General features: G+C 55.2%; 16 protein-coding genes and 2 tRNA genes. 10 read left to right on the forward strand and 8 right to left on the reverse strand.

What is annotated here, in order from left to right:
* The first annotated feature begins 13 nt into the window (after positions 1-13).
* From HMJ29_RS04750 to HMJ29_RS04775, 6 genes are all read left to right on the forward strand, one after another.
* Positions 14-2287: an NADP-dependent malic enzyme gene (locus HMJ29_RS04750; RefSeq protein WP_171590397.1), complete on the forward strand. Its 2274-nt coding sequence runs from the start codon at positions 14-16 to the stop codon at positions 2285-2287.
* 484 nt (positions 2288-2771) lie between these two features.
* Positions 2772-3377, forward strand: a complete 606-nt coding sequence (ruvA, locus tag HMJ29_RS04755) for a Holliday junction branch migration protein RuvA (RefSeq protein ID WP_171590398.1) — start codon at positions 2772-2774, stop codon at positions 3375-3377.
* Positions 3378-3617: 240 nt separating this feature from the next.
* Positions 3618-10976, forward strand: a complete 7359-nt coding sequence (gene sov / locus HMJ29_RS04760) for a T9SS outer membrane translocon Sov/SprA (protein WP_244678781.1) — start codon at positions 3618-3620, stop codon at positions 10974-10976.
* A gap of 196 nt (positions 10977-11172) precedes the next feature.
* On the forward strand, positions 11173-11553 hold the full coding sequence (gene gcvH / locus HMJ29_RS04765; RefSeq protein ID WP_171590399.1) for a glycine cleavage system protein GcvH: 381 nt from the start codon (positions 11173-11175) through the stop codon (positions 11551-11553).
* A gap of 19 nt (positions 11554-11572) precedes the next feature.
* The gene (locus HMJ29_RS04770) at positions 11573-11980 is read left to right on the forward strand and encodes a VanZ family protein (RefSeq protein WP_171590400.1); all 408 of its coding nucleotides are present in this window, start codon (positions 11573-11575) and stop codon (positions 11978-11980) included.
* Between the two features lie 92 nt (positions 11981-12072).
* The gene (locus tag HMJ29_RS04775) at positions 12073-13287 is read left to right on the forward strand and encodes a M28 family metallopeptidase (protein ID WP_216634089.1); all 1215 of its coding nucleotides are present in this window, start codon (positions 12073-12075) and stop codon (positions 13285-13287) included.
* 231 nt (positions 13288-13518) lie between these two features.
* On the opposite strand, the gene HMJ29_RS04780 is transcribed toward HMJ29_RS04775, so the two are convergent.
* Together HMJ29_RS04780 and HMJ29_RS04785 are read right to left on the reverse strand one after the other, a co-directional pair.
* Positions 13519-14064 (reverse strand): hypothetical protein, encoded by a 546-nt coding sequence (locus tag HMJ29_RS04780; RefSeq protein WP_171590401.1) that lies wholly within the window; start codon positions 14062-14064, stop codon positions 13519-13521.
* Between the two features lie 319 nt (positions 14065-14383).
* Entirely contained in the window at positions 14384-15280 is an 897-nt protein-coding gene (locus HMJ29_RS04785) for a YicC/YloC family endoribonuclease (protein WP_171590402.1), read from the reverse strand.
* A 303-nt stretch (positions 15281-15583) separates the two neighbouring features.
* Between HMJ29_RS04785 and HMJ29_RS04790 the strand changes: the two genes are divergently transcribed.
* Both HMJ29_RS04790 and HMJ29_RS04795 read left to right on the forward strand, forming a co-directional pair.
* The gene (locus tag HMJ29_RS04790; RefSeq protein WP_171590403.1) at positions 15584-16798 is read left to right on the forward strand and encodes a glycosyltransferase; all 1215 of its coding nucleotides are present in this window, start codon (positions 15584-15586) and stop codon (positions 16796-16798) included.
* A gap of 20 nt (positions 16799-16818) precedes the next feature.
* Positions 16819-18087, forward strand: coding sequence for a lipopolysaccharide biosynthesis protein (locus HMJ29_RS04795; protein ID WP_171590404.1), 1269 nt, complete (start codon positions 16819-16821; stop codon positions 18085-18087).
* Here HMJ29_RS04795 and HMJ29_RS04800 read toward each other — a convergent pair.
* Together HMJ29_RS04800 and HMJ29_RS04805 are read right to left on the reverse strand one after the other, a co-directional pair.
* Entirely contained in the window at positions 18084-18899 is an 816-nt protein-coding gene (locus HMJ29_RS04800; RefSeq protein ID WP_171590405.1) for a class I SAM-dependent methyltransferase, read from the reverse strand. The two genes, HMJ29_RS04795 and HMJ29_RS04800, sit on opposite strands and share 4 nt — an antisense overlap.
* 98 nt (positions 18900-18997) lie before the next feature.
* The gene (locus HMJ29_RS04805) at positions 18998-19996 is read right to left on the reverse strand and encodes an AAA family ATPase (protein WP_244678783.1); all 999 of its coding nucleotides are present in this window, start codon (positions 19994-19996) and stop codon (positions 18998-19000) included.
* 371 nt (positions 19997-20367) lie between these two features.
* Here HMJ29_RS04805 and HMJ29_RS04810 point away from each other — a divergent pair, with 371 nt between their 5' ends.
* The gene (locus HMJ29_RS04810; protein WP_171590406.1) at positions 20368-20742 is read left to right on the forward strand and encodes a 4-fold beta flower protein; all 375 of its coding nucleotides are present in this window, start codon (positions 20368-20370) and stop codon (positions 20740-20742) included.
* Between the two features lie 67 nt (positions 20743-20809).
* Here the strand turns inward: HMJ29_RS04810 and HMJ29_RS04815 are convergent.
* The 4 genes from HMJ29_RS04815 to mutS all read right to left on the reverse strand — a co-directional run bounded on the left by HMJ29_RS04815 (position 20810) and on the right by mutS (position 24440).
* A tRNA-Leu gene (locus HMJ29_RS04815) sits at positions 20810-20893 on the reverse strand.
* Positions 20876-21361, reverse strand: a complete 486-nt coding sequence (locus tag HMJ29_RS04820; protein WP_171590407.1) for an HNH endonuclease signature motif containing protein — start codon at positions 21359-21361, stop codon at positions 20876-20878. Before HMJ29_RS04820 ends, HMJ29_RS04815 begins: the two co-directional genes overlap by 18 nt.
* A 64-nt stretch (positions 21362-21425) precedes the next feature.
* Positions 21426-21501 (reverse strand) — tRNA-Gly (locus HMJ29_RS04825).
* 227 nt (positions 21502-21728) lie between these two features.
* Positions 21729-24440 (reverse strand): DNA mismatch repair protein MutS, encoded by a 2712-nt coding sequence (gene mutS, locus HMJ29_RS04830; RefSeq protein WP_171593258.1) that lies wholly within the window; start codon positions 24438-24440, stop codon positions 21729-21731.
* Positions 24441-24675: 235 nt separating this feature from the next.
* Between mutS and HMJ29_RS04835 the strand changes: the two genes are divergently transcribed.
* Positions 24676-25212 carry an RNA methyltransferase gene (locus HMJ29_RS04835; RefSeq protein ID WP_171590408.1) on the forward strand — a complete coding sequence of 179 codons (537 nt, stop codon included), beginning with the start codon at positions 24676-24678 and terminating at the stop codon, positions 25210-25212.
* Positions 25213-25268 lie beyond the last annotated feature (56 nt).

Consider the following 25268-nt stretch of genomic DNA (forward strand, 5'->3'; position numbering starts at 1 on the left):
TTGCCACCCGCGTATGCTTAAAATAAACAAACAGGACGCTCTGAATTACCATTCTCAGGAGCCCGCCGGCAAAATTGAAGTAGTGCCCACCAAGCCCGTCAGCACCCAGCTTGACCTGGCCCTGGCCTACTCACCCGGCGTAGCGGAGCCCTGCAAGGAAATTGCCGCTAACAAGGACGACGTGTATAAGTACACTGCCAAGGGTAACCTGGTAGGTGTTATCAGCAATGGTACGGCCGTGCTGGGTCTCGGCAATATTGGCCCCGATGCCTCCAAGCCAGTTATGGAAGGCAAAGGTGTGCTGTTCAAGAAATTTGCCGGCATCGACTGCTTTGATATTGAGATTGACGCCACCGACCCCGATGAGTTCATCCGGATTGTAAAGTCGCTGGAGCCTACGTTTGGGGGCATCAATCTCGAAGACATTAAGGCGCCGGAATGCTTCCGGATTGAGACGGCCCTGCGCGAGCAGATGAACATCCCGCTCATGCACGACGACCAGCACGGCACGGCTATTATCTCGTCGGCGGCCCTGCTGAATGGCCTGGAGCTGGTTGGAAAGAAAATCGAAGAGATTAAAATGGTCGTAAGCGGCGCGGGCGCAGCGGCCATTTCCTGTCTCCGCTTGTATCTGGCCCTCGGGCTGAAGGTAGAAAATGTGGTGGTATTCGATAAGGATGGCATCATCACTCCCGAGCGCACTGACCTGGCCGACATGCAGCTGCACTTTGCCACTGCTAGGCCTATCCGCACGCTGGCCGAAGCCATGGATGGCGCCGACGTGTTCCTGGGCCTGTCGGCGGCCAATGTGCTGCCGGCTGAGCTGCTGCTGAAGATGGCCGACAACCCCATTGTGTTTGCGCTGGCCAACCCCGACCCCGAAATTGCCTACGAAGTAGCCCTGGCTACCCGCCCTGATATTATCATGGCCACCGGCCGCTCCGACCACCCCAACCAGGTGAACAACGTGCTGGGCTTCCCCTATATCTTCCGGGGGGCACTGGACGTACGAGCCACGGAAATCAACGAGGCCATGAAGCTGGCCGCGGTGCATGCCCTCTCTGAGCTAGCCAAAGACGCGGTGCCGGATATGGTAAACAAGGCCTACGGCGACAACACCCTCACCTTCGGTCGTACCTACCTCATCCCTAAGCCCCTCGACCCACGCCTAATCACGGTAATCAGCCCGGCGGTGGCGCGGGCCGCCATGGAAAGCGGCGTGGCTCGCATCCAGATTGAAGACTGGATGGCGTACGAGGACCAGCTGCGCAGCCGCATGGGCGTAAACCAGAAGCTGATGAACCGCATGACCCAGGCCGCCAAGGCTAACCCCAAGCGGGTAGTCTTTGCGGAAGGTGATAACTACAAGATTCTCAAAGCGGCCCAGATCCTGCACGACGAAGGCATTGCCCACCCCATATTGCTAGGCAACCGCCAGAAGATTGATGAGATTGCCAAGGCCAACAACCTCGACCTGGAGGGCTGCCAGATCATTGATATTCTGGAAGATACTGCCAAGCGTGAGGAGTATGCCCACCTCATTTATGAGAAGCGGCAGCGCCGGGGAATTACCCTCTACGAAGGCCGCCGCCTGCTGCGGGAGCGAAACTACTTCGGCTCGATGATGCTGGAAACCGGTGAGGCCGATGCGTTTATCACGGGTCTGAGCAAAGACTACGGCAAGTCAATTCTGCCTTCGCTACAGGTAATTGGGGTAGAAGAAGGCGTGAAGCGGGTAGCGGGTATGTACATCATCCAGCACAAAAAAGGCCCGTTCTTCTTCGCCGATACCACCGTAAACATTGACCCTACGGCCGAGGAAATGGTGGATATCATTGGCTTAACGGCGCGGGCAGTGCGCTTCTTCGACACCGAGCCCCGCATGGCGGTTATCAGCTACTCCAACTTCGGCTCGAACCCCGGCGACCTGCCCGACAAGGCTCGTAAAGCCACCGAATTGGCCAAAAAGCGCTACCCCGATCTGATTTTGGATGGGGAGATGCAGGCCAATACGGCCCTGAACCCTCAACTGCTGCAGGAGCAGTACCCCTTCTCGGAGCTGGCTTCTAAAGGCGGCGCCAACACCCTGATCTTCCCGAATGTAATCAGCGGCAACATTGCCTATAAGGTAATTCAGGAAATTGGGGGCGCCGAGGTAATTGGGCCTATTCTGATGGGTATGCGCAAGCCGGTGCACATTCTGCAGCTGGGAGCTTCCGTCCGTGAGATTGTGAACATTGCCTCCATTGCGGTGGTAGATGCCCAAACTCAGCACAAAAGCCTCTAACTACGTGTAGGCCACTTGCTGTCTGGCAAGTACTTTCTGACTCATAAAAGCCCCCGGCGCAACTCGCGCTGGGGGCTTTTTCGTTGCTGACCCTTTAAGCGCAGGAACTACGCCAGCGGATCAAACAGACGCCGCATTCCAGGTTTGATTGGCACACCTTTCTCAGGCAGACTCTTTCTAAAATGCAGCCACGGTACTGGCTCTGCTACAGCAAATGGTGCAGGTCTGCACAGCGGAGAAAACGCAGACTATCTAGGCCACTTAACCAGGCGGCGGGCATGGGCAGCGGCCAACTCATAAAGCGTAACGATTCTTGGGTAAAACCAACTTTTTTGAGCAAAAAGCCAGTAGATTTGGGATATAAACCAGATGGTGCCGTGTTGTGCAGGCATAACCAATAGTTGGTTTCTGAGCATATTGCGGGCACACGTATTGTGTGGCTCCCAGCCTTTGGGGCTGCGCCTGCTCCTTATCCCTTTCCCACATGATTGCCTACCTCGACGGTAAACTTGCCTACAAAGACGCCGCCCTCGCTATTGTTGACATTACGGGCGTGGGCTACGAAGTCCGGATTTCACTGGCCACTTATTCTAAACTGCCCGCCGAAGGGGAGAAGACAAAACTTTACACGTACCAGCACATCAAAGAAGATGGGCAAACCCTCTACGGCTTTCTAGACCCCAACGAAAAAGCCCTTTTCATGCAGCTAATTTCCGTTTCGGGCATTGGCCCGGGCACGGGTATCGTGATGGTATCTTCCATGTCAGTGGGCGAAATCCGGCAGGCCATTGTGCAGGAAGACGTGCGCTCGATTCAGAGCATCAAAGGAGTAGGCCCCAAAACCGCCCAGCGCGTAGTGCTGGAGCTGAAAGACAAGCTGCGGAAGGATGAACTACTGGCGAAAGCCGGAATTGATACGGTGCCACTAGCGCGGGCACACAATACCAACCGCGCTGAAGCGTTAGCCGCTCTAGTAACACTGGGCTTTGCGCGGGCTGCGGCCGAGAAGACTCTCGACCAGATTCAGCACAAGCATGGCAACGATCTGAGCGTGGAGGAATTGATTAAATTCGCTCTTAAGTCTCACTAGGCCAGTGATGTTGTAGGCCTGCAATTGCGCTTCTCGTTCGGTACCGATGTATATACTAGGTTCTGAGCGAAAGGTTGCCTGACTGGCCTACAGCAAGTATCTCCTCTCCCCTTTCCGACGGATTATTGACGCTTGAATACCAGTAAGAAGTCTCTTGTTGCCTCCCTGGTAACAGTTGTATCGTTGGTGGCCTGGTGGTCGCAAGCAGAACCGAACAGCTCGCTGGCTGAACCGTTTGCTATGCGCCAGCTCTGGGCGTGGCTGCCGGGCGGTTCGCGGGGCTTGCATGCCTTCACCCCCGACACCCCCCGCACCGATACTACCCGTTACCGGCCTAGTCGGCGCCCCAAAGTAAATCCGCAGGACCGCATTGGTACGCGGTTTTCGCCGCAACGGCGCCGCTCCCCGTTGGTATTGCCGCTGCCTGGCAACATCAACCTGGATGTGCAGCCCGACGACAGCCTCCAGAACTTTGATATCCGGGAGCGTGTGGGCACGGAGGTAGATTTCCGCGACCCCAGCCGCATGACGTTTGAGGAATACTCCCGCTGGCAGCAGCAGCAGGCCGTGCGGAACTACTTCCGTCAGCGCTCCAACGGGGGCGTGGCCGGCAGCCCCAATACGCCAGCCAGCCAGCGCCTCATCCCCAAAATCTACCTGGGCCCTATGGCCGACCGCATTTTTGGGGGCAGCTACGTGGATATCCGCCCCCAGGGTGCGGTAACGCTGCGTATGGGGGCACGCTTCAACCGGAATGAAAACCCCACGCTCACGCTGCGGCAGCAGCGCGTGGGCGACTTTCAGTACGACCAGAACATCAACCTGAATCTCACGGGTCAGATTGGCGAGAAGCTGAAGCTGAGCTTCAATTACGACACGCGCGCCGCCTTCGACTTCGAGAATAACATGAAGCTCGATTACACCGGCTACGACACCGATATCATTCGGAAGGTGGAGTTGGGTAATGTGAGCTTACCCCTCAACAACTCGCTTATTACGGGCGGCCAAAATCTGTTTGGCGTAAAAACCCAGCTGCAGTTTGGGCGCCTGGGCGTAACGGCCGTAGCCAGCACCCTGCGCGGGCAGGCTGATGAAGTCCGGATTCAGAACGGAGGCCAGAGCCGGCAGTTTGAGCTCAAGGCCAGCCAGTATGAGCGCGACCGGCACTACTTCCTGTCGCAGTTTTTCCGTGACCGGTATAATGCCGCCCTGCGCAACCTGCCCACCGTGCAGAGTGGGGTAGAAATTAGGCGCCTGGAAGTGTACGTAACCAACGACAACCGCCAGAGCGACAACCTGCGCAACGTGGTTACGCTCATGGACGTGGGCGAGCCGTTCCGGACGTACCGCCGTCAGTTTTTGCAGGGTGCCCGCCCCAACGCTCCCGCCGATAACTCAGCCAACTCGCTCTTTGGCAGCATCATTGTGCCGGGCTCCCCTAATACTACGGCCCGTAATGACTTGTCTACGGAAAGCTATCTAAACGCTCTAGGCCTAGTTAAGAACGTCGACTACGAGCATATCCGGGCCCGTAAGCTTGACCCACGCGAATACACATTCAACGCCCAGTTAGGCTATATCTCGCTGAATACGCAGTTGCTCCCGGAGCAGGTGCTGGGGGTATCATTTGAGTACCTCTACAACGGCAAAACCTATAAGGTAGGTGAGACGGTGGAGGACTACGCCAACGTAGACCAGAATCAGGTCATCTTCCTGAAGATGCTGAAGGCCACTAACCCCGCCGTAAACCTGGTTGATTTCACTGCCCCCACGGTTAACCTGCCAGGTAACCCCAACCTGCTGACGGGCAACCTGCCCACCTGGGATCTGATGATGAAAAACATCTATGCCCTGAACGCCAGCCAGCTCAACCGCGACAACTTTCAGCTCCAGATTGTTTATAAAGACGACGTAACGGGCGTTGACCTGATTTCCCTGAAAGAGGGCTTCAGAATTCAGAACCGGCCGCTGATTGAGGTACTGAACCTCGATAACGTAAACCCCAACAACGACCGTAACCCCGACGGTAACTTCGACTTCTTTCCGGGTATCACAATTGATACCGAATTAGGCAAGATCATATTCCCGGAGGTACAGCCTTTTGGCAATTACCTGGCCGCGCAGTTTGATACAACTGGCGCAGCAGGCGGCAATGCCCAGGCTGAGCGCGAGCTGGTTCGCAAGTACGTGTACCAGGAGCTATACAACCAGGTACAGAGCGACGCTCAGCAGCGGCAGGAGAAAGACAAGTTTTTCCTGCGCGGCCGGTTCCAGGCCACTTCAACCAATGAAATCAGCCTGCCGGGCATCGGGGTAGCGCAGGGCTCAGTGCGGGTATACGCCGGCAGCACCTTGCTGCAGGAGGGTATTGACTATCAGGTTTTCTACGATCAGGCTATTGTTAAAATCCTCAATCCCAGCTACCTCAACTCAGCCAACGAGCTGCGGGTGCAGTTTGAGAAAAATGCGCTGGTGCAGGTGCAGCCGCGCAAGCTGGTGGGCGCCCGCTTCGACTACCGCCTGAATAACGACGTGAACGTTGGCGCCACCGTGCTCCACCTGCTCGAGAACCAGGCCCCTGGTATCAACCGCGTAAACATCGGCGACGAGCCTGGCAACAACACCATCTACGGCTTCGACGTGAATGCCCGGCGCGAGTCGCGGGCCATCACCAAGTACCTGGATATGCTGCCTTTTATTTCTACCAAAGAAATATCATCGGTGGCATTCAGCGGCGAGTTTGCTCAGCTGCTACCGGGCCGTTCTAAACTGGGCAGCAATGGTGAGACTGGGGTTTCTTACATCGATGACTTTGAGAATTCCCGAACCCCATACTCATTAGGCGGCCTGAACTCTGCCACCACGTGGCGGCTGGCGGCTACCCCCCCGGCGCTGGGCGGCAACCTGCCGGGCCTGGAGTCAGCGTATCGGCGGGCTAAGCTGGCGTGGTATACCGTAGACCAGAGCTATTATACTGGTGGTACCTCCCGGCCGCAAAACATTGGCGCCAATGATATCCGCAACCATTACGTGCGGGGCATCAAGCGGACGGAGATATTCCCCAACCGTGACGTGGGCACCACCGGCAACGCCTACGAGTACCCCCTGGACCTGGCCTACTTCCCTGATGAGCGGGGCCAGTACAACTACACGCCCAACGTAGACCCCGGCAGCAATGGCCGGCGGTTTTCTACCGTAACAGGCTCCGCTAACGCGGCCCGCTATGGTGGCATCTCGCGCGAAATCACTTTCGACACGGACTTCGACAACGCCAACATTGAGTACCTGGAGTTCTGGATGATGGACCCGTTCATCAACAGCCGAAATGGCCTGGCCAACATCACTGACTCCGATGGTCACAACGCGCCCAATACCACGGGTGGCGAACTATACATCAACCTGGGCTCCGTGTCAGAAGATGTGCTAAAGGATGGCAACCAGCATGAGTTTGAGAACGGGTTGCCCTCCACCGACAATGTTGCTGATGTAGCTCCTACTATCTGGGGGCAAGTATCCCGGCAGCCATTCCTTACTGATGCGTTTAATGCCGCTCCTGGTGCCCGCCCTCGTCAGGACGTAGGCCTGGATGGTGTAAACAGCGACGGCGAGCGTGGTTTACCAGGTGTCGCGGCCCCTTACTCAGGCTTCGCCGACCCGGCGGCTGATAACTTCCGCCACCACCTCGACCCCAGCTACGACCAGGCCGACGCTAAAATTCTGGCTCGCTACAAGGATTATAATGGCCTAGAGAATAACTCGCCCGAGGGTAGCCAGCTTAGCTCTACTGCCTACCCCGATAAGGAAGACCTGAACCGCGACAACGTTATTTCTGACACAGAGCGCTACTACGAGTACCGCCTGAACCTGCGGCCCGGTCAGCTAGATGTAGGCCAGAACTACATTGTAGATAAAGTTACCAGCGCCGATATCAACGGAGACCAGGTAACCTGGTACCAGTTCCGGGTGCCAGTGCGGCAACCCACCGGTGTGGTAGGCACTCCCGCTGGCCAGAGCTTCGGCTTTAAGTCGATCCGGTTCCTGCGCATGTACCTCACGCAGTGGGAGCAGCCGGTGGTGCTGCGCATGGTGCAACCCCAGTTTGTGGCCAACCAGTGGCGCCGCTACCTCAACAAAATTCAGCAGCCCGGCCCCGTACTTAACCCCGACACGGACGCTGATGCTTTTGATATTTCTACTGTTAACCTGGAGGAGAATGGCGTAGGTAATGCGGCCAGCGCCGATGCTATTCCGTACGTGCTGCCCCCCGGCATCAACCGCGACCGGGAGTACGGTTCCAGCACCATTAACCGCCAACAGAACGAGTCGAGCCTACGCCTACGGGTAGAAGGCCTGCGCGACGGATTTGCCAAGGCCAGCTACAAAAACGTGAGCCTGAATATGCTGCGCTATAAGCGCCTGCGCATGTTCCTGCACGCTGAAAGCGAAGACCGCACCGTGCGCGACGGGCAGGTGCGCGCCTTCGTCAGAATCGGTACTGACTATACCCAGAACTACTACGAGTACTCAGTACCACTGCGTATTACGCAGCCGGGCTCTACTACCCAAGACCTGATTTGGCCCCTGGAAAACCGCATTGACCTATCCTTCCAGGCATTTGTTGATGCTAAGTCGGCACGCAACAAAGCGGCGTCCAATGCTATTGACTATGCTACCCCTTACACCATTACCGACCCTGCAACCGGTGCGCAGCTAACGGTAGTAGGTAACCCCGACCTGTCGGCGGTGCAGGGCGTGATGATTGGAATGCTGAACCCGCGCGACGATAACGCTCCCAAGACGCTGACGCTGTGGGCCGATGAGCTCCGGGTATTTGACTTTGAGAACGAAAGCGGTTGGGCGGCCACGGCTCGCTTCAACGCCAAGCTGGCCGATGTGGCCAATATTACGGCTACGGGCAACTACGTAACCACCGGCTTCGGTGGCCTACAGGACCGGCCTCAGCAGCGCTCAATTGACAACATTACTCGCGGCGACGTTAATGCTACCATTGCCGCCGATAAATTCTTCCCCGAGAAGCTGGGCCTCCGGGTGCCGGTGCTGGTACAGGCCGGTGTAGAAACTCGGGCCCCGAAGTACGACCCGCTGGACCCCGACACCCGCCTGGAGCAGTCGTTGGATAAGTTTGAGACGAGCCAGGAGAAAGCAGCTTACCGAAAAGAAGTGGTTGACCAGACCAGCCAGCGCAGCATCAACGTGCTGAACGTGCGCAAGGAGCGGACCAACCCCGAGAAGAAAGTACGCCCCTACGACATCGAGAACTTCGCGCTCAGCTACTCTTACACGGAGCGCCTGCACACCGATATCCGGACTGACCGCGACTACACCCGGACTTACACCGGCGCCCTGGCCTACGTGTACCAAACCGTGCCCAAAAGCTATACGCCGCTGGCAAAGGTGAAAGCCTTTGACTCGCCATACCTGAAGATGCTGCAGGAAGTAAACTTTACGCCCCTGCCCTCACGCTTCTCCTTCCGGGCCGATATTGACCGGCGCTACAACGAGCGGTTCCTGCAGCGGACATTAGAGCCCGGCCAGGTACCCGTTACAGATGGTATTCCGGGCATCTACCAGAAGTCATTCTTCTTCAACCGCATTTATGACATGCGTTGGGACCTCACCAAAGCCCTGGCGCTAGACTATACGGCTACCAACCGCTCGGTGGTAGATGAGGGGCCGGGCCGTACTATCGGCGACGACGATATTTCGAAGCGCAACCGGGAGCAGCTCCGCGACAACCTGTTTAAGCGGGGTGGCCGCACCACCAACTTCAACCAGACGGTGGCCATCACCTACCGCCTACCCCTAGACAAGTTCCCGCTAACCGACTGGCTTTCGGCGGATGCCCGCTACGCTGCCAACTACACCTGGCAAGCAGCTTCTACGGCGCTACGGGCCCCCATCCACCCCGGCGACCCAACTGATACCACTACTGCCCCATTTAACCTAGGCAACACCATTCAGAACAACGGCGAGTTGAGCGCGAATGGTAAGATTGACTTGGTGAAGCTTTACAACAAGGTTCGCTTCCTCAATATCATCAACAATGCCCCACCGCCCGCCCCCCGCAACCCCGACGAGAGCCTGAAGGGCAAACAGAAGCAAGGTTTACCCGGTCAGCCTCAGCCAGGCCTGGCGGTTCAGGATACGTCTAAGGGGCCCGAGCTACGCTTGCTCAAAGGTGTTCTGCGCTCCCTGATGACTGCCCGTTCGCTCAACTTCACCTATACGCGCAGCAATGGCACCTTGCTACCGGGCTACTTGCCGGGCACAAGGTTCTTCGGGATGAATGGCGACTTTGATGCGCCTGGCGTGCCTTTCCTACTCGGTAAGCAGTATGATTTAGATGCCCTTTTTCAGCGGGCTTACTCGCGCGGCTGGTATACTGATAGTAGCCAGTACCTGAACACCCCCCTCAGCTCCCTCCTGACCGAAAACCTGGCACTGCGTACCTCCCTGGAGCCATTCCGCAATTTCATCATCCGTTTGGATGGGCGCCGCCAGCTGGTGCGTAACCGGGAAGTATTCTACCGCTTACAGGTTGATGAAGTGAAGCTGACACCCATCGGTACGGTTCCGCAAGCCAGCAATCCGCTGGGCTCAGGTACCTTCAGCACGTCGTTCATTTCTATCCAAACCTTGTTTGGCGACCTGAACGCCAGCGGCGAGTCCTCAAAAGCCTTTAACCGCTTCGTGCAGAACCGGGCGGTGGTGCGTGAACGGCTGGAGGCAGCTAATACCAACCCAGGCGGCAGCTATGGCTATAACTCGCAGGATGTTCTGCTGCCGGCCTTCATGGATGCATACCGGGGTAAGTCATCGGATGGTTACAAGGCTAAGAAGTTCAACCCCTTCGCCCTGCTACCCATCCCAAACTGGACGATTGAGTACAATGGCTTGGCTGATCTGCCCTTTATGCAGCAGTACTTCCGTTCCATTACCCTCAACCACGTTTACACGTCTAGCTACAACATAAACGGGTACACCACAGCCACTGCCTATACCCGCGAGCCAGAGTTTCCTTACCTGACCAACAATAGCGGGCAGTACATTCCGTACTACGTTATCGGGCAGGTAACCATTGCCGAGCGCTTGGCGCCCCTCATTGGGTTGAACTTCCAGACCACAGGCAAAACTACCGGCCGCCTGGAGTACCGTGTAGACCGGACCCTGGGCCTGAACACCACCAACGCGCAGGTAACCGAGCTACGATCCAAGGAGATGGTAATAGGCCTAGGCTACGTGACCAACCGCCTGCGGATTCCGTTCCGCATTGGGGGTGAGCAAAAGATTCTTCGCAACGAGATAAATGTGCGGTTAGACCTAAGCATCCGCGACAACTTTACCGTGCAGCGTGCCATTCTGGATGTAACCGATACGGACATTGGGCGCTCCTCTAGCCAGACCACGAACGGTACCCGGCAGATGCAGCTACGCCCCACCATCGACTATATCTTAAATCAGCGCCTGAATCTGCAGTTCTTCTTCACCCAGAACATTACCACGCCTCGCGTGCAGAACGCCTACAAGAATACCGCTACCGAAGGCGGCATTCAGCTGCGGTACAGCCTTTCTCAATAAGCTAACTGGTTTGTAAACAAGAGCCCCACTTGGCCTAGGCCAGGTGGGGCTCTTGTTTATCAGGGCTGCGGAAGCGCTCAAACAGTGGCCTAGCGAATTCTCCTCCGAACATTTTCGGCATTCCATCATTTAAGCTTTACTTTTGAATCATCGCGCTACCGCGCTTTCACTCCCCATTTCTTCAAAACCGCATCTCATGAACCTGCCTGCCACCCTGAAGTACACGAAAGAACACGAATGGATTCGTGTGGAAGGTGATGTTGCCTACATTGGCATTACTGACCACGCTCAGAAAGAACTCGGCGACATTGTGTACGTGGACATTGACACCCTCGACAAAGAAGTGGCCGAGAGCGAAGTGTTTGGGACGGTAGAAGCCGTAAAAACGGTATCTGACCTGTTCAGCCCTATTTCTGGCACCGTGCTAGAAATTAACGAGAAGCTCGACGGCAGCCCTGAGCTGGTTAACTCTGACCCATACGGCGACGGCTGGATGATTAAGATGTCGATTGGCGACCCTGCCCAGTTGGAGTCGTTATTGACTGCTGAGGCTTACGGCGAACTGGTAGGCGCTTAAGCCACCTTTCTCGTTGCGTATGCTACGTACCGCGCCGCCCCTGCCCCGCCGCCGAGCCTTTGTGGCTCTGCCGCTGGCTTGGGCGGCGCTGGTGTTGGTGCTGACCCTGACACCCTCCCAGGAAATGCCCAAAACCCCAGACTGGCAGCTGCTGGCGTTTGACACGGCCGCTCACGCGGCGGTGTTTGGGGTACTGGCAATATTATCTTACTTCTCGGCACACCGGCAGCAAGGGTGGCCTACGTTGCGCCGCCAGGCATTTACCCTGTTACTGCTGTTCTGCTTGGGTTTCGGAGCCCTTATTGAAGTGCTGCAGATGACCATGGATCTTGGCCGCCACGGTGAATGGTCTGACTTAATCAGCGATACTATTGGCGCCATTATGGGCTTGACCATTATGCGCCTCACGCGCCGCGCCTGGCAATGAAGCAGCGCTCATCCCGTCTCATTAGCATTCGCTTGGCAGCTGCGGCAGGCGCCTTGGCCTGGGGGCAGAGCATTACAACCCTAGCCCAGGATATGAGTCGGGTCCGGGCCACTATCTGCACCCTGGCGTCGCCGGCAATGCATGGGCGTGGCTACGTAAAAAAGGGAGAGCACCTGGCCGCTACTTACCTCCGGAAGCGCTTTGCAGCTAGTGGTTTGCAGCCACTAACGCCAGACTATACCCAGCCTTTCTCGCTACCCATTAACACATTCCCGGGGCGCGCCTTCCTGCAAGTGGATGGTAAAACCCTCCGGCCCGGCTATGATTTTATTGCCGACCCAGCGTCGGGGCCAGGCACAGTAACTGGGTCAGTCATGCAGCTTGACACCCTCATATTTGGTCAGGGGGCTGCTCAACAACACCTATTGTCTACTGATTTACGGCAGCAAGTTTTGGTACTGCACCAACATGATGCCGCCCGGCTCAGCAAGTTACCCGCGGCACTCCAGGCACACTTACTAACTGCCGCCGCCCGGGTTACGCTGGTGCCTAACAAGCTCACCGCTTCTCTCGCATCTGTTCAGCAGGCCCAGCCTCAGGTGCAGGTATTGGCGCAAAGCTGGCCCGAGCAAGTCAGCAACATCAGGTTGCAGCTGGATGCCGTTTTGCAGTCTGCTTATCAAACGCAAAATTTAGTTGGCTCCCTGCCCGGGCGGGTGCAGCCCGATTCCTTTCTAGTAGTTACGGCCCACTATGATCATTTGGGTATGCTGGGCAAGCATACCTACTTCCCAGGCGCCAACGATAACGCCAGTGGCACCGCCATGCTCTTAGAGTTGGCCGCCCACTACGCCCGCCCCGAAAACCGCCCGGCCTATTCGGTGATATTTATTGCTTTTGGGGCAGAGGAAGCTGGTTTGGTTGGGTCACAGTACTTTGTGGAGCACCCATTAGTACCACTAGACCGTATCCGCTTTTTGCTTAACCTTGACTTGCTGGGCACAGGAGAAGAGGGTGCCACCGTAGTAAATGGCCGTGTATACGAGCAGCAGTATCAGTTGCTCAACACCCTTAATACCGCAGGCCACTACCTACCCGCTCTGGCCGCCAGGGGCCGGGCCGCCAACTCTGATCATTATTTCTTCTCCGAGAAGGGAGTACCGGCCTTTTTCCTATATACTCGGGGCGGCCCTACTGCCTACCACGATGTGCATGACCAGGCTGCACCTTTGCCTCTTACCGGTTTTATCGGAGCATTTAGCCTGCTATGTGATTTCCTGAATTTGCTGGGCGCCAACTCCCAGTAAGTAAGGCCCCTGGCCGAAGGAGTGGCCCTACTATCTTCAAAATCTAGGCCGTAGCGAATGGCTTCTGCCCTAGCTAATCATTTGCTTACTATGCTGTGGGGATAAGTTAGCCGAGGCCTGACTTTGCATAGCCTTTCATCCTAAAATAACGGGCACGAAAATGCCCCGTACTTTCTGCTTACAGCTAGAAAATACGGGGCGTTTCTATGTGCTAGTATGACTACTCAGCTATTAACCATTCGTTTTGAACGAAGTCATGATCTGCTTAGCAACGTTTTCCCACTCAGGCTTCTGACGGTCAGCGCAGGTGAAGTTGCACATCAGCAGTTTGCCTTCCACATCGGTGAAGAATACCAGGTTGTACACTTCATGACCCAGCTCAGGCTTCATCAGCTCCATGTATCCTACTTTGCGGCCATTTACTTCCTTCACACCGTGGTTGAACCACTTAGCTTCTTTGTACTGCTTTGAGTACATCTTGTAGAAGTTATCGGCATACATGTCGATCATGTCCTGATCGGCGGTGTTGTCGGTGTAGGAGAAGGCAATGCTGGCTTCTTTGCTATTCGTGTAGATAACGCTCGGACGGCTCTGCGCTTTTGCGTAGTTGAAATCCATCTGCTGCTCGCTCATCACTTCAAATCCCTTGGGGATGAGAATTTCTACCCGCTCGCTCAACACGCGCTTCTTAATGAGCTCTACTTCAGCGAAGGGACGAGCAGCTGTCAGCAACAGCATCAGGAAGAAAATAGGGGCTACTAATAATGCTTTTTTCATAGTTGTGGACTGAAAAAAGGTGAAATTCAAAAGGAAATATGCCTTCTGAGGGCGCAGAAACCCTCTACATGAACAACAAATTTACGTGCAATTTTTAACACTGCAAGCACTTTAGAAAAATAGTTAAACTACATTATTGACAGCAGCCTAAATACTTTGAATAAACTTACGACAAACTTAATAAGAGGGTTTTACCCATAAAAGCAATATGTATTAAAATATGCTAATTAATAATATAATACAAATTAATATAAAACACATTACAATTTCACATTCATATACATAATCCATTTTTAAACAGTATTATTCAGGAAATAGACTAAAGAATGTTGTTAATCTGCTCCTTTATTTTTTCCAATTCCTCCTTCATCCCAACTACCAAATGCTGGATGACGGAGTCGTTAGCTTTAGAACCGATGGTGTTTATTTCCCTTCCTATTTCCTGCGAAATAAAGGCAAGTTTCTTTCCCGTGGGCTCTGGTAAGTACACCGTTTCGGTGAAGTAGTGTAAATGGTTGACCAATCGCACCTTTTCCTCGGCAATGTCAAGCTTCTCAATATAGTACAGCACCTCCTGTTCGAAGCGGGTAGGGTTGAAATGCTCACTGCCGGTTATTTCAGCCAGATGATTCTGTAGTCGCTGCCGCACCTGCTCAATACGCGTAGGGTCATGCCGTTCAACATCAGCCAGTTGTATTCTTATTTTATCCAAGTAGCTCAGAATCTCATTTGTTAGGGCTTGGCCTTCATCGCGCCGGAACTGGTTTACCCGGTCCAAGGCCTCGTGTAACAATGGCAATAGTTCTTCCCAAGGCACTTCTTCTTCCTCTTCGGTTGCAGCAGTGCTATCAGCGGGTATCCGTAGGGCGCCTGGTAGGGCGTGCGCCAGGGCAGTTAGCTGCTCAAGCGAAGCTCCACTTCGCGCCGACACCTGCCGTAATTCTTCCAGAGCCAGTAGCAAAACTGCTTCATTCAGCACTGCACCGGTGCGAGCCGCAGCGCGGGGCCGGGTGAAGTCGAGGTTGAGATTAACCTTGCCCCGAATGAGGCTTTTAGTCACTAGGTTACGAATTTCCAGCTCTCGGTCTTGCAGGAAGCGTGGCAGGCGCAAGCTTAAATCAAGCGTTTTAGAGTTTAGTGACTTGATTTCGACGGTAGCAGCATATGTGTCGGTTTCGCGATGGGCAATACCGTAGCCGGTCATGGATTGAAGCATGGTGCAGGGAGCAAAGTGGTCAGTTGTTTGTAGCAGCCTAAGGTCATCAACGGATCAATAACACAGACATAATGCTGCCACAATATTAATGTAATGGTGGGGGCATAGGTTTATACTAGTCATAATTGCGGTCTGCCTGGCAATAGCACAAGCCACCGCCGAGCCTAATTACCTTTACTATTCTACCCGACGGATTACTTGTGAGTAGCGCCTGCTTCAGTTTTTCGGGGCAGGCGTTTTAGTGTGTAACCACGAGGTAGTGGCTCAGCTTCTGCCAGCAGAAATTCCTAGCTTGCGTGCCTCATGAAGCCGCGCGTGCTACACCTGCCTAAGTGGTATCCTCACCGCTACGACAACCAGGATGGTGACTTTGTGGCCCGGCAGGTAGCTGCTGTTGCGCCCCACGTTACGGGTGCGGTGCTGTTTGCGGCTGTTGCGCGAGAGCCACTAGCTGGCCTAACTACTTCAGAAATTGACTGGACCAGCGCTACCCCCACTCTACGTTACTACTACCGCGCCCAGATTACTGGCCTAGCACCATTTGATAAGCTACTGAAGCTAGCGCTCTATTTTTGGTGCCTAGGCCAGGGATACAGACAAATTGTACAGCACTGGGGGGGACCACCGCAACTAGTGCACGTGCATGTGCTGCTCCGTACAGGACTGTTTGCGTGGTGGCTTCGGCTCACTCGTAAAATTCCGTACATCGTTACTGAACACTGGACGCTTTATTTGCCGGAGCGGGCCCACCTTATAACTTGGCTACGCAAGAGTTTGACGAAAGCAGTGATACGGCAGGCCGCCGCCTTGCACACAGTATCCGGTGCTTTACAGAAAGCTATGAACCGTTTAGGCTTCGTTAGCTCTCGGCAGGCTGTCATTGCCAATGTGGTTGATACTACCCTATTCATGCCTGCCTCCATCCCGCGAGTTCCAGGCCAACTATTGATCGTTTCCTCCTTCCATGATGCGGTTAAAAATATTTCGGGCATACTGCGGGTAGTAGCGGGCATGCGCCAGCAATTCCCGCATGTGCACCTACGCATTGCGGGTTATGGGCCCGATGAGGCATCTTTACGTCATGTAGCTCAGGAGCTAGGCTTGCTTAGCTGCGGCGCAGTTGTATTCCTGGGCAAGCTTTCACAGCCCGAGGTAGCACAGGAAATGCAGCAGGCCACTGCTCTGGTTTCCTTTAGTCGGGCTGAAACCTTTGGCTGCGTTCTGCTGGAAGCGCGGGCCGCGGGTTGCCCTGTAGTAGGCCCTGCCACAGGGGGAGTACCAGAACTCTTTGAGCCAGTGAATAGCTTCGGCTTGCTGGTTTCTCCCGATGATATGGCTGGGCTTACGCAAGCCCTGTCTGCGGTGGTAAGCGGAGCCATTACGTTTGATGCGGAGAGGCTAACGGCCGATGCGGCGGCCCGGTGTAGCTATCATAAAGTAGGCGGTCAGTTCGCTGACCTGTACCGCGAAATACTTGGTGCACCCACCAGCGGATTTGGGAGAAGCACTGCATCTTAGCAGTCTATTTTGCCCAACCTATGGTTCGTCGTATTCTGCACAATTTCACTACTCGCTTACTTAGCGCGCTGCTGAGCTTTAGCATTGTGTGGCTGACGGCCAGGTACCTGGGGGCGGCAGGACGTGGAGCGGTGAGCTTATTTGTAACCGACTGCGCTGCCTTACTCTTGTTTATTGGGTTGCTGGGTGGCTCCTCCCTGATCTATTTGGCTCCGCGCCGCAACTTGTGGCATTTGGTACTGCCGGCGTACGTTTGGGCCCTAGCGGTTTGCGCGCTAGGCACTGGCATAATAGGCCTGTTGCGCCAGCCTGGTGCCACGTACCTACTGCACCTGGGGGCGTTGAGCGTACTACAGGCCCTCTTCTCCATTAATACGTCGTTACTACTCGGCCGCCGCCGGGAGCAGACCTACCATCTATTAGTGGTGATGCAGGTAGCGCTGCTGGCGGGCGGTTTGCTGGTAGCTTTTAGTGGTGCCGGACCGTGGCGGGCAGTTAGTTCTTACTACTATGCCAGCTACCTGGCCTACGGCTTGCCGCTGCTGCTCAGCTTCGGCGCGCTGTTGTCCCTGCCTGATCCTCGTTTGCGCTTAAGCCGGCGCCTCCGCGCCACTACCCGCGAACTGGCGCGGCATAGCCGCGGGGCCCACCTGTCGAACATCCTGGCTTTCGCTAACTACCGGCTTTGCTATTATTTTGTGGCCTACTACGCCGATACCAAGGCCGTGGGGGTATTGTCGGTGGGCACGGCGCTGATGGAGGCTATCTGGCTGATTCCGAGGAGCACTGCGCTTATTCAGTACGTTGAATTAGTTAACTCACCTGCCAGATCGTTGCCGGCAGCCGCATTACGAGTAGCCCGGTATACTATTGGGGGTACGGCAGCCAGCGTATTACTTATGCTCATGTTACCTACCGCTCTGCTGTCTAGCCTCTTTGGCAAAGAATTCGGGCCGGCACACGAGGTTATGCTTCTACTGGCGCCCGGTGTGGTTATTATGGCACTGCAGATGCTCGTTAGTAGCTACTTCGCGGGGCTGGCCCAGTACCGCACCAATAATACGGCCGCTATAATAGGCCTAGGGTTCACGGTAGTTGCTTGCGCCTTGCTTATCCCACAACTAGGCATCAGGGGAGCTGCCTTAGCCTCTACCTTATCGTACAGTGCTTCAACAGGCTTCCTACTCTGGAAATTCTGGCGAGCTACCGGTACCAAGCCAACTTCCTTTCTGCCTCAGGCTGCTGATGTAGCGCGTGTTTGGCACCTGATGCGGGCAAAGAGTATTTAGGGTAGCACTTGCACAGTTACACGGAAGGCCGGCATGGGGTCGGCCAGAGGCTCAGGCAAGTCGGTGGGTAGTGGGCTAGGCGTATAGATGGCGCACAGCGTATTTTCTACCTGCATTAAATGCCCAGGGGCTGCAGCAGGAATACCATCCAGAATCCCGGCCAGCACTTCCCAGCGCGGCTGCCCCGGCTGCCGGCTAGCGTCGTGCCATACTACTGTGGTAGCCGGGCCCACCAGATGCTCAAATACGCGGCGCGTATCCGTCCGCACGGCCTCGTAGCGATGGTCTCCGTCTATGAACAGCAGGTCGAAGTGGCCTAGCTCGTGCATGGGAAACGTGGCTGAATCCCCCGTCAGATGCGTCACATTTGGTAACGGCCGGGAGAAGAAACCGTGCAGGTTGATGTAGCGCTCCGATAAACCCAAAGCCCGAAGCTCAGCCGCCGAAAGGTTCAGCGTGTGCACCGATGCGGCTACTTCAGCCACGTTGGCGGCGCTTTCGCCACGCCAGGTGCCAATCTCAAAATAACGGCAGCCGGGTATCGCGCGGGCCAGGGCACGCAGCAGCGCCAAATCAGTAGGCAAGGAGCCCCCCTCCCGGAAGGCAAAGGGCTGCACAGTTTCACCAGCGGCAGGCAGCAAGGGCGCCAATGCAGCTACCGGCAGGCCGTGTTCTCCTGTCTGCCACCGCACAGTATGCGCCAAGCTGCGCTGTTGCCACATTGCGTCATCAGTGGCCAGCACGTGGTTCAAGAGCCAGGGGTTTCGCACCAAGCTAGCCAAGCCACGCAGCGTTTTGGTGAGTTTCGTCAATGAAAGCAATTTTGGAATAACACAGTAACCGAGAGCAATAGGCGCGCTCCAACCAAGTGGCCTAGTATAAGGCTACTTGGTTGGAGCTGTTTGCGCATTTAGCTAATGGGCACTTTGCGCAGAATGGCTTCTATCAAGTCCTGCGTCCGGATGCCATCGGCTTCGGCTTCATAAGTAAGCAGAATGCGGTGGTTGAGCACATCAGTGGCTACTTCCTTAATATCCTCAGGCAGCACGTAGTCGCGCTCATCTAAGTAAGCTACGGCTTTAGCGGCTCGGTGCAGAGCAATACTAGCGCGCGGGCTCACTCCAAACTGCACGTACTGCTGAAACTCCACCAGGTCATACTCCGCTGGCTTGCGGGTGGCAAACACCAGCTCGATAATGTATTTCTCAAGAGTTTCTGAGATCTGCACCTGATTGATCTGCTGGCGAATACCGAATATATCCTCTTTGGTCAGGATAGGGTTAACATCGCTTTCAAAGCTCATGTTAGCCATTCGGCGCATTACTTCCAGCTCGTCCGTTTTCTTGAGGTAATCCACAAATACCTTCATCATAAAACGGTCGACCTGGGCCTCAGGGAGCGGGTAAGTGCCCTCTTGCTCCACGGGGTTTTGCGTAGCCAGTACCAGAAAGGGCAAATCAAGCAGGTAGGTAGTCTCGCCGATGGTTACCTGCTTCTCCTGCATGGCTTCGAGCAAGGCACTTTGCACCTTGGCCGGGGAGCGGTTTACCTCATCAGCCAGCACCAGATTGGCGAATATCGGCCCCTTTTTAACTTCAAATTCTGATTGGTTCTGGTTGTAAATCATGGTGCCCACCAAGTCGGAAGGCAACAGGTCAGGCGTGAACTGCACCCGCTGAAAGTGCAGGTGCAGCACCTTCGAGAGGGTACTAATGGTGAGCGTTTTGGCCAGGCCCGGCACTCCTTCCAGGAGGATATGCCCCCCGGTAAACAAGCCAATCAGCAGGCGCCCAACCATGTACTGCTGGCCTACAACCACTTTGCCGACCTCAGCAAATACTTGTTTAATCTTTAACTGATAATCAGGTACCTCCGGCATTGGGGCGTCAGAAACAAAAGCGAGGGACATTACGAAACGCGAAATACGCGAGAAAATAAAGGTAGCAAATCAGACGGCGCCAACTAGCCAATAGTCCAGAAAGGCTGCGTCTCAGGCTTCGGCTAGGCCACTTTGTGCTAGTAGTGCACTTCAGTTAACGACTACTATTCAGCTCTAGTCTCCTGTGGCCACGCCGCTCCGGCCGCACCCGCGCAACGCACGCTTTACTACGTGGCTCTGCTATTTACAGAGCAAGTTTAATGCTCATCATATATCCCTCTTGCAGTTCAATTCACTACAATTTAGGCGCTTACCACTAAAAAAGTGGCGCCTCTGAGAATCCGGCATTATAAGATACTGCGTTGATATACTACCTGTTCCCTATAACCTTATTACCCATTATGATTCCACTTTATAACACCGCCGGAAAACAAGTTGTATATGCTGATGAAGCCTGCCGCGCCTTATATGACGCGGAAGGCAATGTAGTAGCCTGGTTCGATGAGGAGCTGGTATACTCGCTGAACGGCCGCTATTTAGGTTGGGTGTACCAAGGCTGGGTATATGACCGCAACGGACACCCGGCAATGTTCGCAGAGAATGCCATTGGTGGCCCTGAGCGGCCCCAGCTTAACAACTTAGCTCGCGTGCTGCCCAAAAGAATGAAGCTCGCTTCTCTACCTATCCCACTTCCTCGGCGCCAGCCCAGACCAGCCCGCCGCAACCGCGCCTCTAGCTGGTCGCCGCGCTCAGGAGTTGCTTACTTTACGCAGTAAGCAACTACTATTACTAGCCTCTTACTCAAGAAAAAGGCCCTGTTGCATACGCAATAGGGCCTTTTTGTACCAGAGACGGGAATCGAACCCGTACTTCCTTACGGAAACGGCATTTTAAGTGCCGCGTGTCTACCTATTCCACCACTCCGGCTCTTGCCTGATTTTTGCCCCGGTAGTTTGCCGTTTGGGCATGGCAATTTGGGCACAATAACTGTAAATTCTCAATTCTATGGTCGTTATTTATTCCATTTTTGTGGTGCAGCTCTAACGGAATAGGCTTTCCTAGCCAAAATTTATTACGGCAACCCTCACACATTCTTTCTTTTAGGCCTTCAATCACTAAACGGTTACGAAGCCGGTACGAGGAGGTATAGCTAGAATTTTCAATCAGAATATTATCCCATGAGAAGGGTTTGCCAAACTTTTGATACCGCTCGCCTACGTTCCAACCACTGCCTGTGAAGTGGGTTGTATCAATTGCCAGCGCCTCAATTCTTGCCTTCACCGTTTTGTAGTTGCCGCCAGCTGGTATCAGCCCTAACCGTTTAATCACTTGCGCTATAGATAAGCACTCTGCTACAAAAGCCCGAAACTGTTTGTCTGAAATGGGTGGTTTCATACTGACATATTGTCAACTAGCAAATAAACAAAAAGGCCCTGCTAAATAGCAGGGCCTTTTTGTTTGGAGCGGGAGACGAGGTTCGAACTCGCGACCTCGACCTTGGCAAGGTCGCGCTCTACCAACTGAGCTACTCTCGCTTTTGATCTTGGCGCCGTAGTGGCGTTTTGATGTGACAAAGGTACTACAGGAATCCTTGTTGTCAAGAGGTAGTCCCAAAAAAACCTTTACTTTTTTACTATACAAGCTGTTTTCGGCTGATTTTCAGGGAGAAAATTTTAGCGAGCCTACCACATTTCACCTTGCTGCAAAGAGTAATGGGTGGCCTAGCTCAAGCCTAACTGGTAAGCCGAGCCAGGCCACTTGACTATTTCCCGCCAGCTGCCAACTTTAGCTCGTTGAGTTTGAGCAGCGCCTCAATGGGGGTAAGCGTATTTACATCCAGTTTCTCCAGCAGTTCACGCACGCGCTCTAGGGCGGGGTCGCCGGGCTCGAACATGCTGAGCTGCAAGCTGGGCCGCGGCGCAGTATGAACGGCGGCAGTGGGCTGGGCTTTAGGTGTGCTGCGAGTCTGTACAGCTTCCGCATTCACTGAGCCGTTTAAAGCAACGACTTTGCCGGCACCGGGCTTTTCATCCAACCCCGCCAATACCTCGTCGAATTCGGTGGGGCCGTCTTCTACCCCGGCGCTGGTCCGCTCCTGCTCCAGGTGGTGCATGATTTCATTGGCGCGGAGTACCACGGAAGTAGGCATACCCGCCATGCGGGCCACGTGAATACCGAAACTATGCTCTGAGCCGCCCTCCTGCAGCTTGCGTAGGAATAAGATGCGGCCATCGGCCTCTTTCACAGCCACGTTGTAGTTGCGCACCCGCGAGCAGTCATCGGCGAGTTGGTTGAGCTCGTGGTAGTGCGTGGCGAACAGCGTTTTGGCGCGTGCTTTGGGGGAGTTGTGCAGGTGCTCCACAATGGCCCAGGCAATACTGATGCCATCGTAGGTGCTCGTGCCCCGCCCGATTTCGTCCATCAGCACGAGGCTGCGGTCGGAGAGATTGTTGAGGATGCTGGCCGTTTCGGTCATTTCCACCATAAAGGTGCTCTCGCCCTTACTCAGGTTATCGGAGGCACCTACGCGGGTGAAAATCTTGTCGATGACGCCGATGGTAGCCGCATCAGCGGGCACGAACGAGCCTATCTGGGCCAGCAGCACAATAAGGGCCGTTTGGCGCAACAACGCCGATTTACCCGCCATATTAGGCCCCGTAATGACCACAATCTGCTGGTCTTCCTGATCCAGCCGAATATCATTCGGGATGTAGGCCTCCCCGGGGGGTAGCTGGCGCTCAATCACGGGATGACGGCCGGCCTTAATGTCGAGCACGGTGCTGTCATCCACGCGCGGCTTCACGTAGCGGTACTGGCGAGCAGTGGCGGCAAAACTGGCCAAGCAGTCGGTGACTCCAATGGCGCGGGCGTTCTGCTGAATCTGGGAGACGTACTCAGCCGCCGACAGCACCAGATCAGTATAAATGCGCTGCTCAATGACGAACAGCTGATCCTCGGCGTGCAGGATCTTTTCCTCGTAGGTCTTGAGTTCCTCCGTAATGTAGCGCTCGGCATTTACCAGCGTCTGCTTTCTGATCCAGGTGCTCGGTACTTTGTCTTTGTGGGCGTTGGTTACTTCGAGGTAGTACCCGAACACCTTATTGTAGGCCACCTTCAGGGAGCCAATGCCGGTTTCCTGAATGGCCCGCTGCTGCATCTGAAATAGGTAGTCCTTGCCCGAGAAGGCCATTGCGCGGAGCTGATCCAGCTCCGCATCTACGCCATCGTTCAGCACGCCGCCCTGGTTGGTCAGAATGGGGGCATCAACTTTAATCTTGGCCTGAATTTCCTCGCGTAGGCCAGTACAGGGGTTAAGCTGATCGGCTAGTTTTTGCAGGGCCCGGATGCCGGAAGCGGCCAACTGCTCACGCATGGGGGCAATAGCTTCCAGGGCGCGGGAAAGCTGCAGCAGCTCGCGCGGGTTGATGCGGCGCACCGCTACTTTGGAAATCAGGCGCTCCAGGTCGTTGATCTGGCGCAGGTGTTGCAACAGGTTTTCCAATAGCTCCGGGTTCTGGAGCAGGGCCTCCACCGTATCGAGGCGGCGCTGAATTTGAGCGGGCTCCTTGAGGGGCAGCACCACCCACTTGCGTAGCAGGCGCGCGCCCATGGGCGTCACGGTCTGGTCGAGGATGTCGATGAGGGGCACACCGCCGGGATGCTGGGGCAGTACTAGCTCCAGGTTGCGCACCGTAAATCGGTCGAGCCACACGTACTTGTCCTCCTCTAAGCGGCCAATGCTGCCGATGTGGCCTACGTCGGTGTGCTTGGTTTCGGCGAGGTAATGCAGGATGCAGCCGGCGGCCGTAATGCCTTCGCGCAAGCCATCAATACCGAAGCCTTTAAGCGAAGTGGTGTTGAAGTGGCGAGTGAGCGTGTCGTGGCAGTAGTCGTAGCCAAATACCCACTCATCGAGAGCAAAGTGGCAGAAATCAGGACCGAAGTTCTCCTCAAATTCCCGGCGGCTACGCTTGCAGAACAGCACTTCTGCGGGGCCGAAGTTCTGCAGCAACTTGCCTAAGTAATCAATGGTACCCTGGGCTACCAGAAACTCGCCAGTGCTGATATCGAGGAAGCTGATACCGGCCTCCTGCTTCCCAAAATGCACGGCGCAGAGGTAGTTGTTGCTCTTGCGCTCCAGCACATTGTCGTGAAGGCTAACGCCGGGCGTTACGAGCTCCGTAATCCCGCGCTTCACTAGCCCCTTAGCCATTTTGGGGTCTTCAAGCTGGTCGCAGATGGCTACGCGCTGGCCCGCCCGCACCAGTTTGGGCAGGTAGTTGTCGAGGGCGTGGTGAGGGAAGCCGGCCAGCGGAGTTTCGGAAGAGGTGCCGGCCCCGCGCTTGGTTAGGGTAATATCCAGAATACGGGAAGCCGTAACGGCATCTTCCCCGAAGGTTTCGTAGAAGTCGCCCACCCGAAACAGCAGCACGGCGCCGGGGTGCTCTTGTTTCAGCTGGTAATACTGCTTCATCAAGGGCGTATCAATCACGGGAGCCGGCCCGAGGGAGCCGTGCGTGCGGATGGGCTTTTTGGTAGGATCGGCGACTTTAGCTTTCACTAGCAAGTAAGTAACGCCAGCACAGAGCCAGCGAGCAGGATCAGGGAGTACTTTTATCTGTCATGGCTGAGCGGAGCCGAAGCATGACGTTATGCGTTTTGTCTTTGCCAACATCAGCTGCTCGGCCTGACGTTCCTACTTTTGCAGTATGCGCAAACTCTCCATGGAAGAGCTGAACCGGCTGACGGTGGCAGACTTCAAAAATACGCAAAAATTCCCCCTCTCCCTGGTCCTCGACAACGTACGGAGCCTGCACAATGTGGGGGCAGCATTCCGTACGGCCGATGCGTTTGCGTTGGAAAAAATCTGGCTGTGTGGCATTACCGGTAGGCCACCCCAGCGCGAAATCACTAAAACCGCGCTGGGCTCTACCGAGTCGGTTAGTTGGGAATACGCTGCCACTACCGTTGAGGTGGTGCAGCAGCTTAAGGCTGCCGGCTATATGGTCGTGGCTGTGGAGCAGACCACCGGTAGCATACCCCTGCCCTCCTTTCAGCCCACTCCCGGGCAGGCCTACGCGCTGGTGCTGGGCAACGAGGTGTTTGGGGTAGATGATGAGGTGCTGGCTCTCTGTGATGCCGCGGTAGAAATTCCGCAGTTTGGCACCAAGCATTCCCTCAACGTCAGCATTGCTGCCGGCGTGGTGCTTTGGGACTTCATTAGTAAGCTGGGGTGGGCCTCGTAGGCCAGGGCCTAAACTCTTTAAACGCAAAGAAGGCGCCTCCCGTGGGAAGCGCCTTC

Origin of the sequence: Hymenobacter taeanensis (genome assembly GCF_013137895.1) — a bacterium.
Classification (GTDB): Bacteria; Bacteroidota; Bacteroidia; order Cytophagales; family Hymenobacteraceae; genus Hymenobacter; species Hymenobacter taeanensis.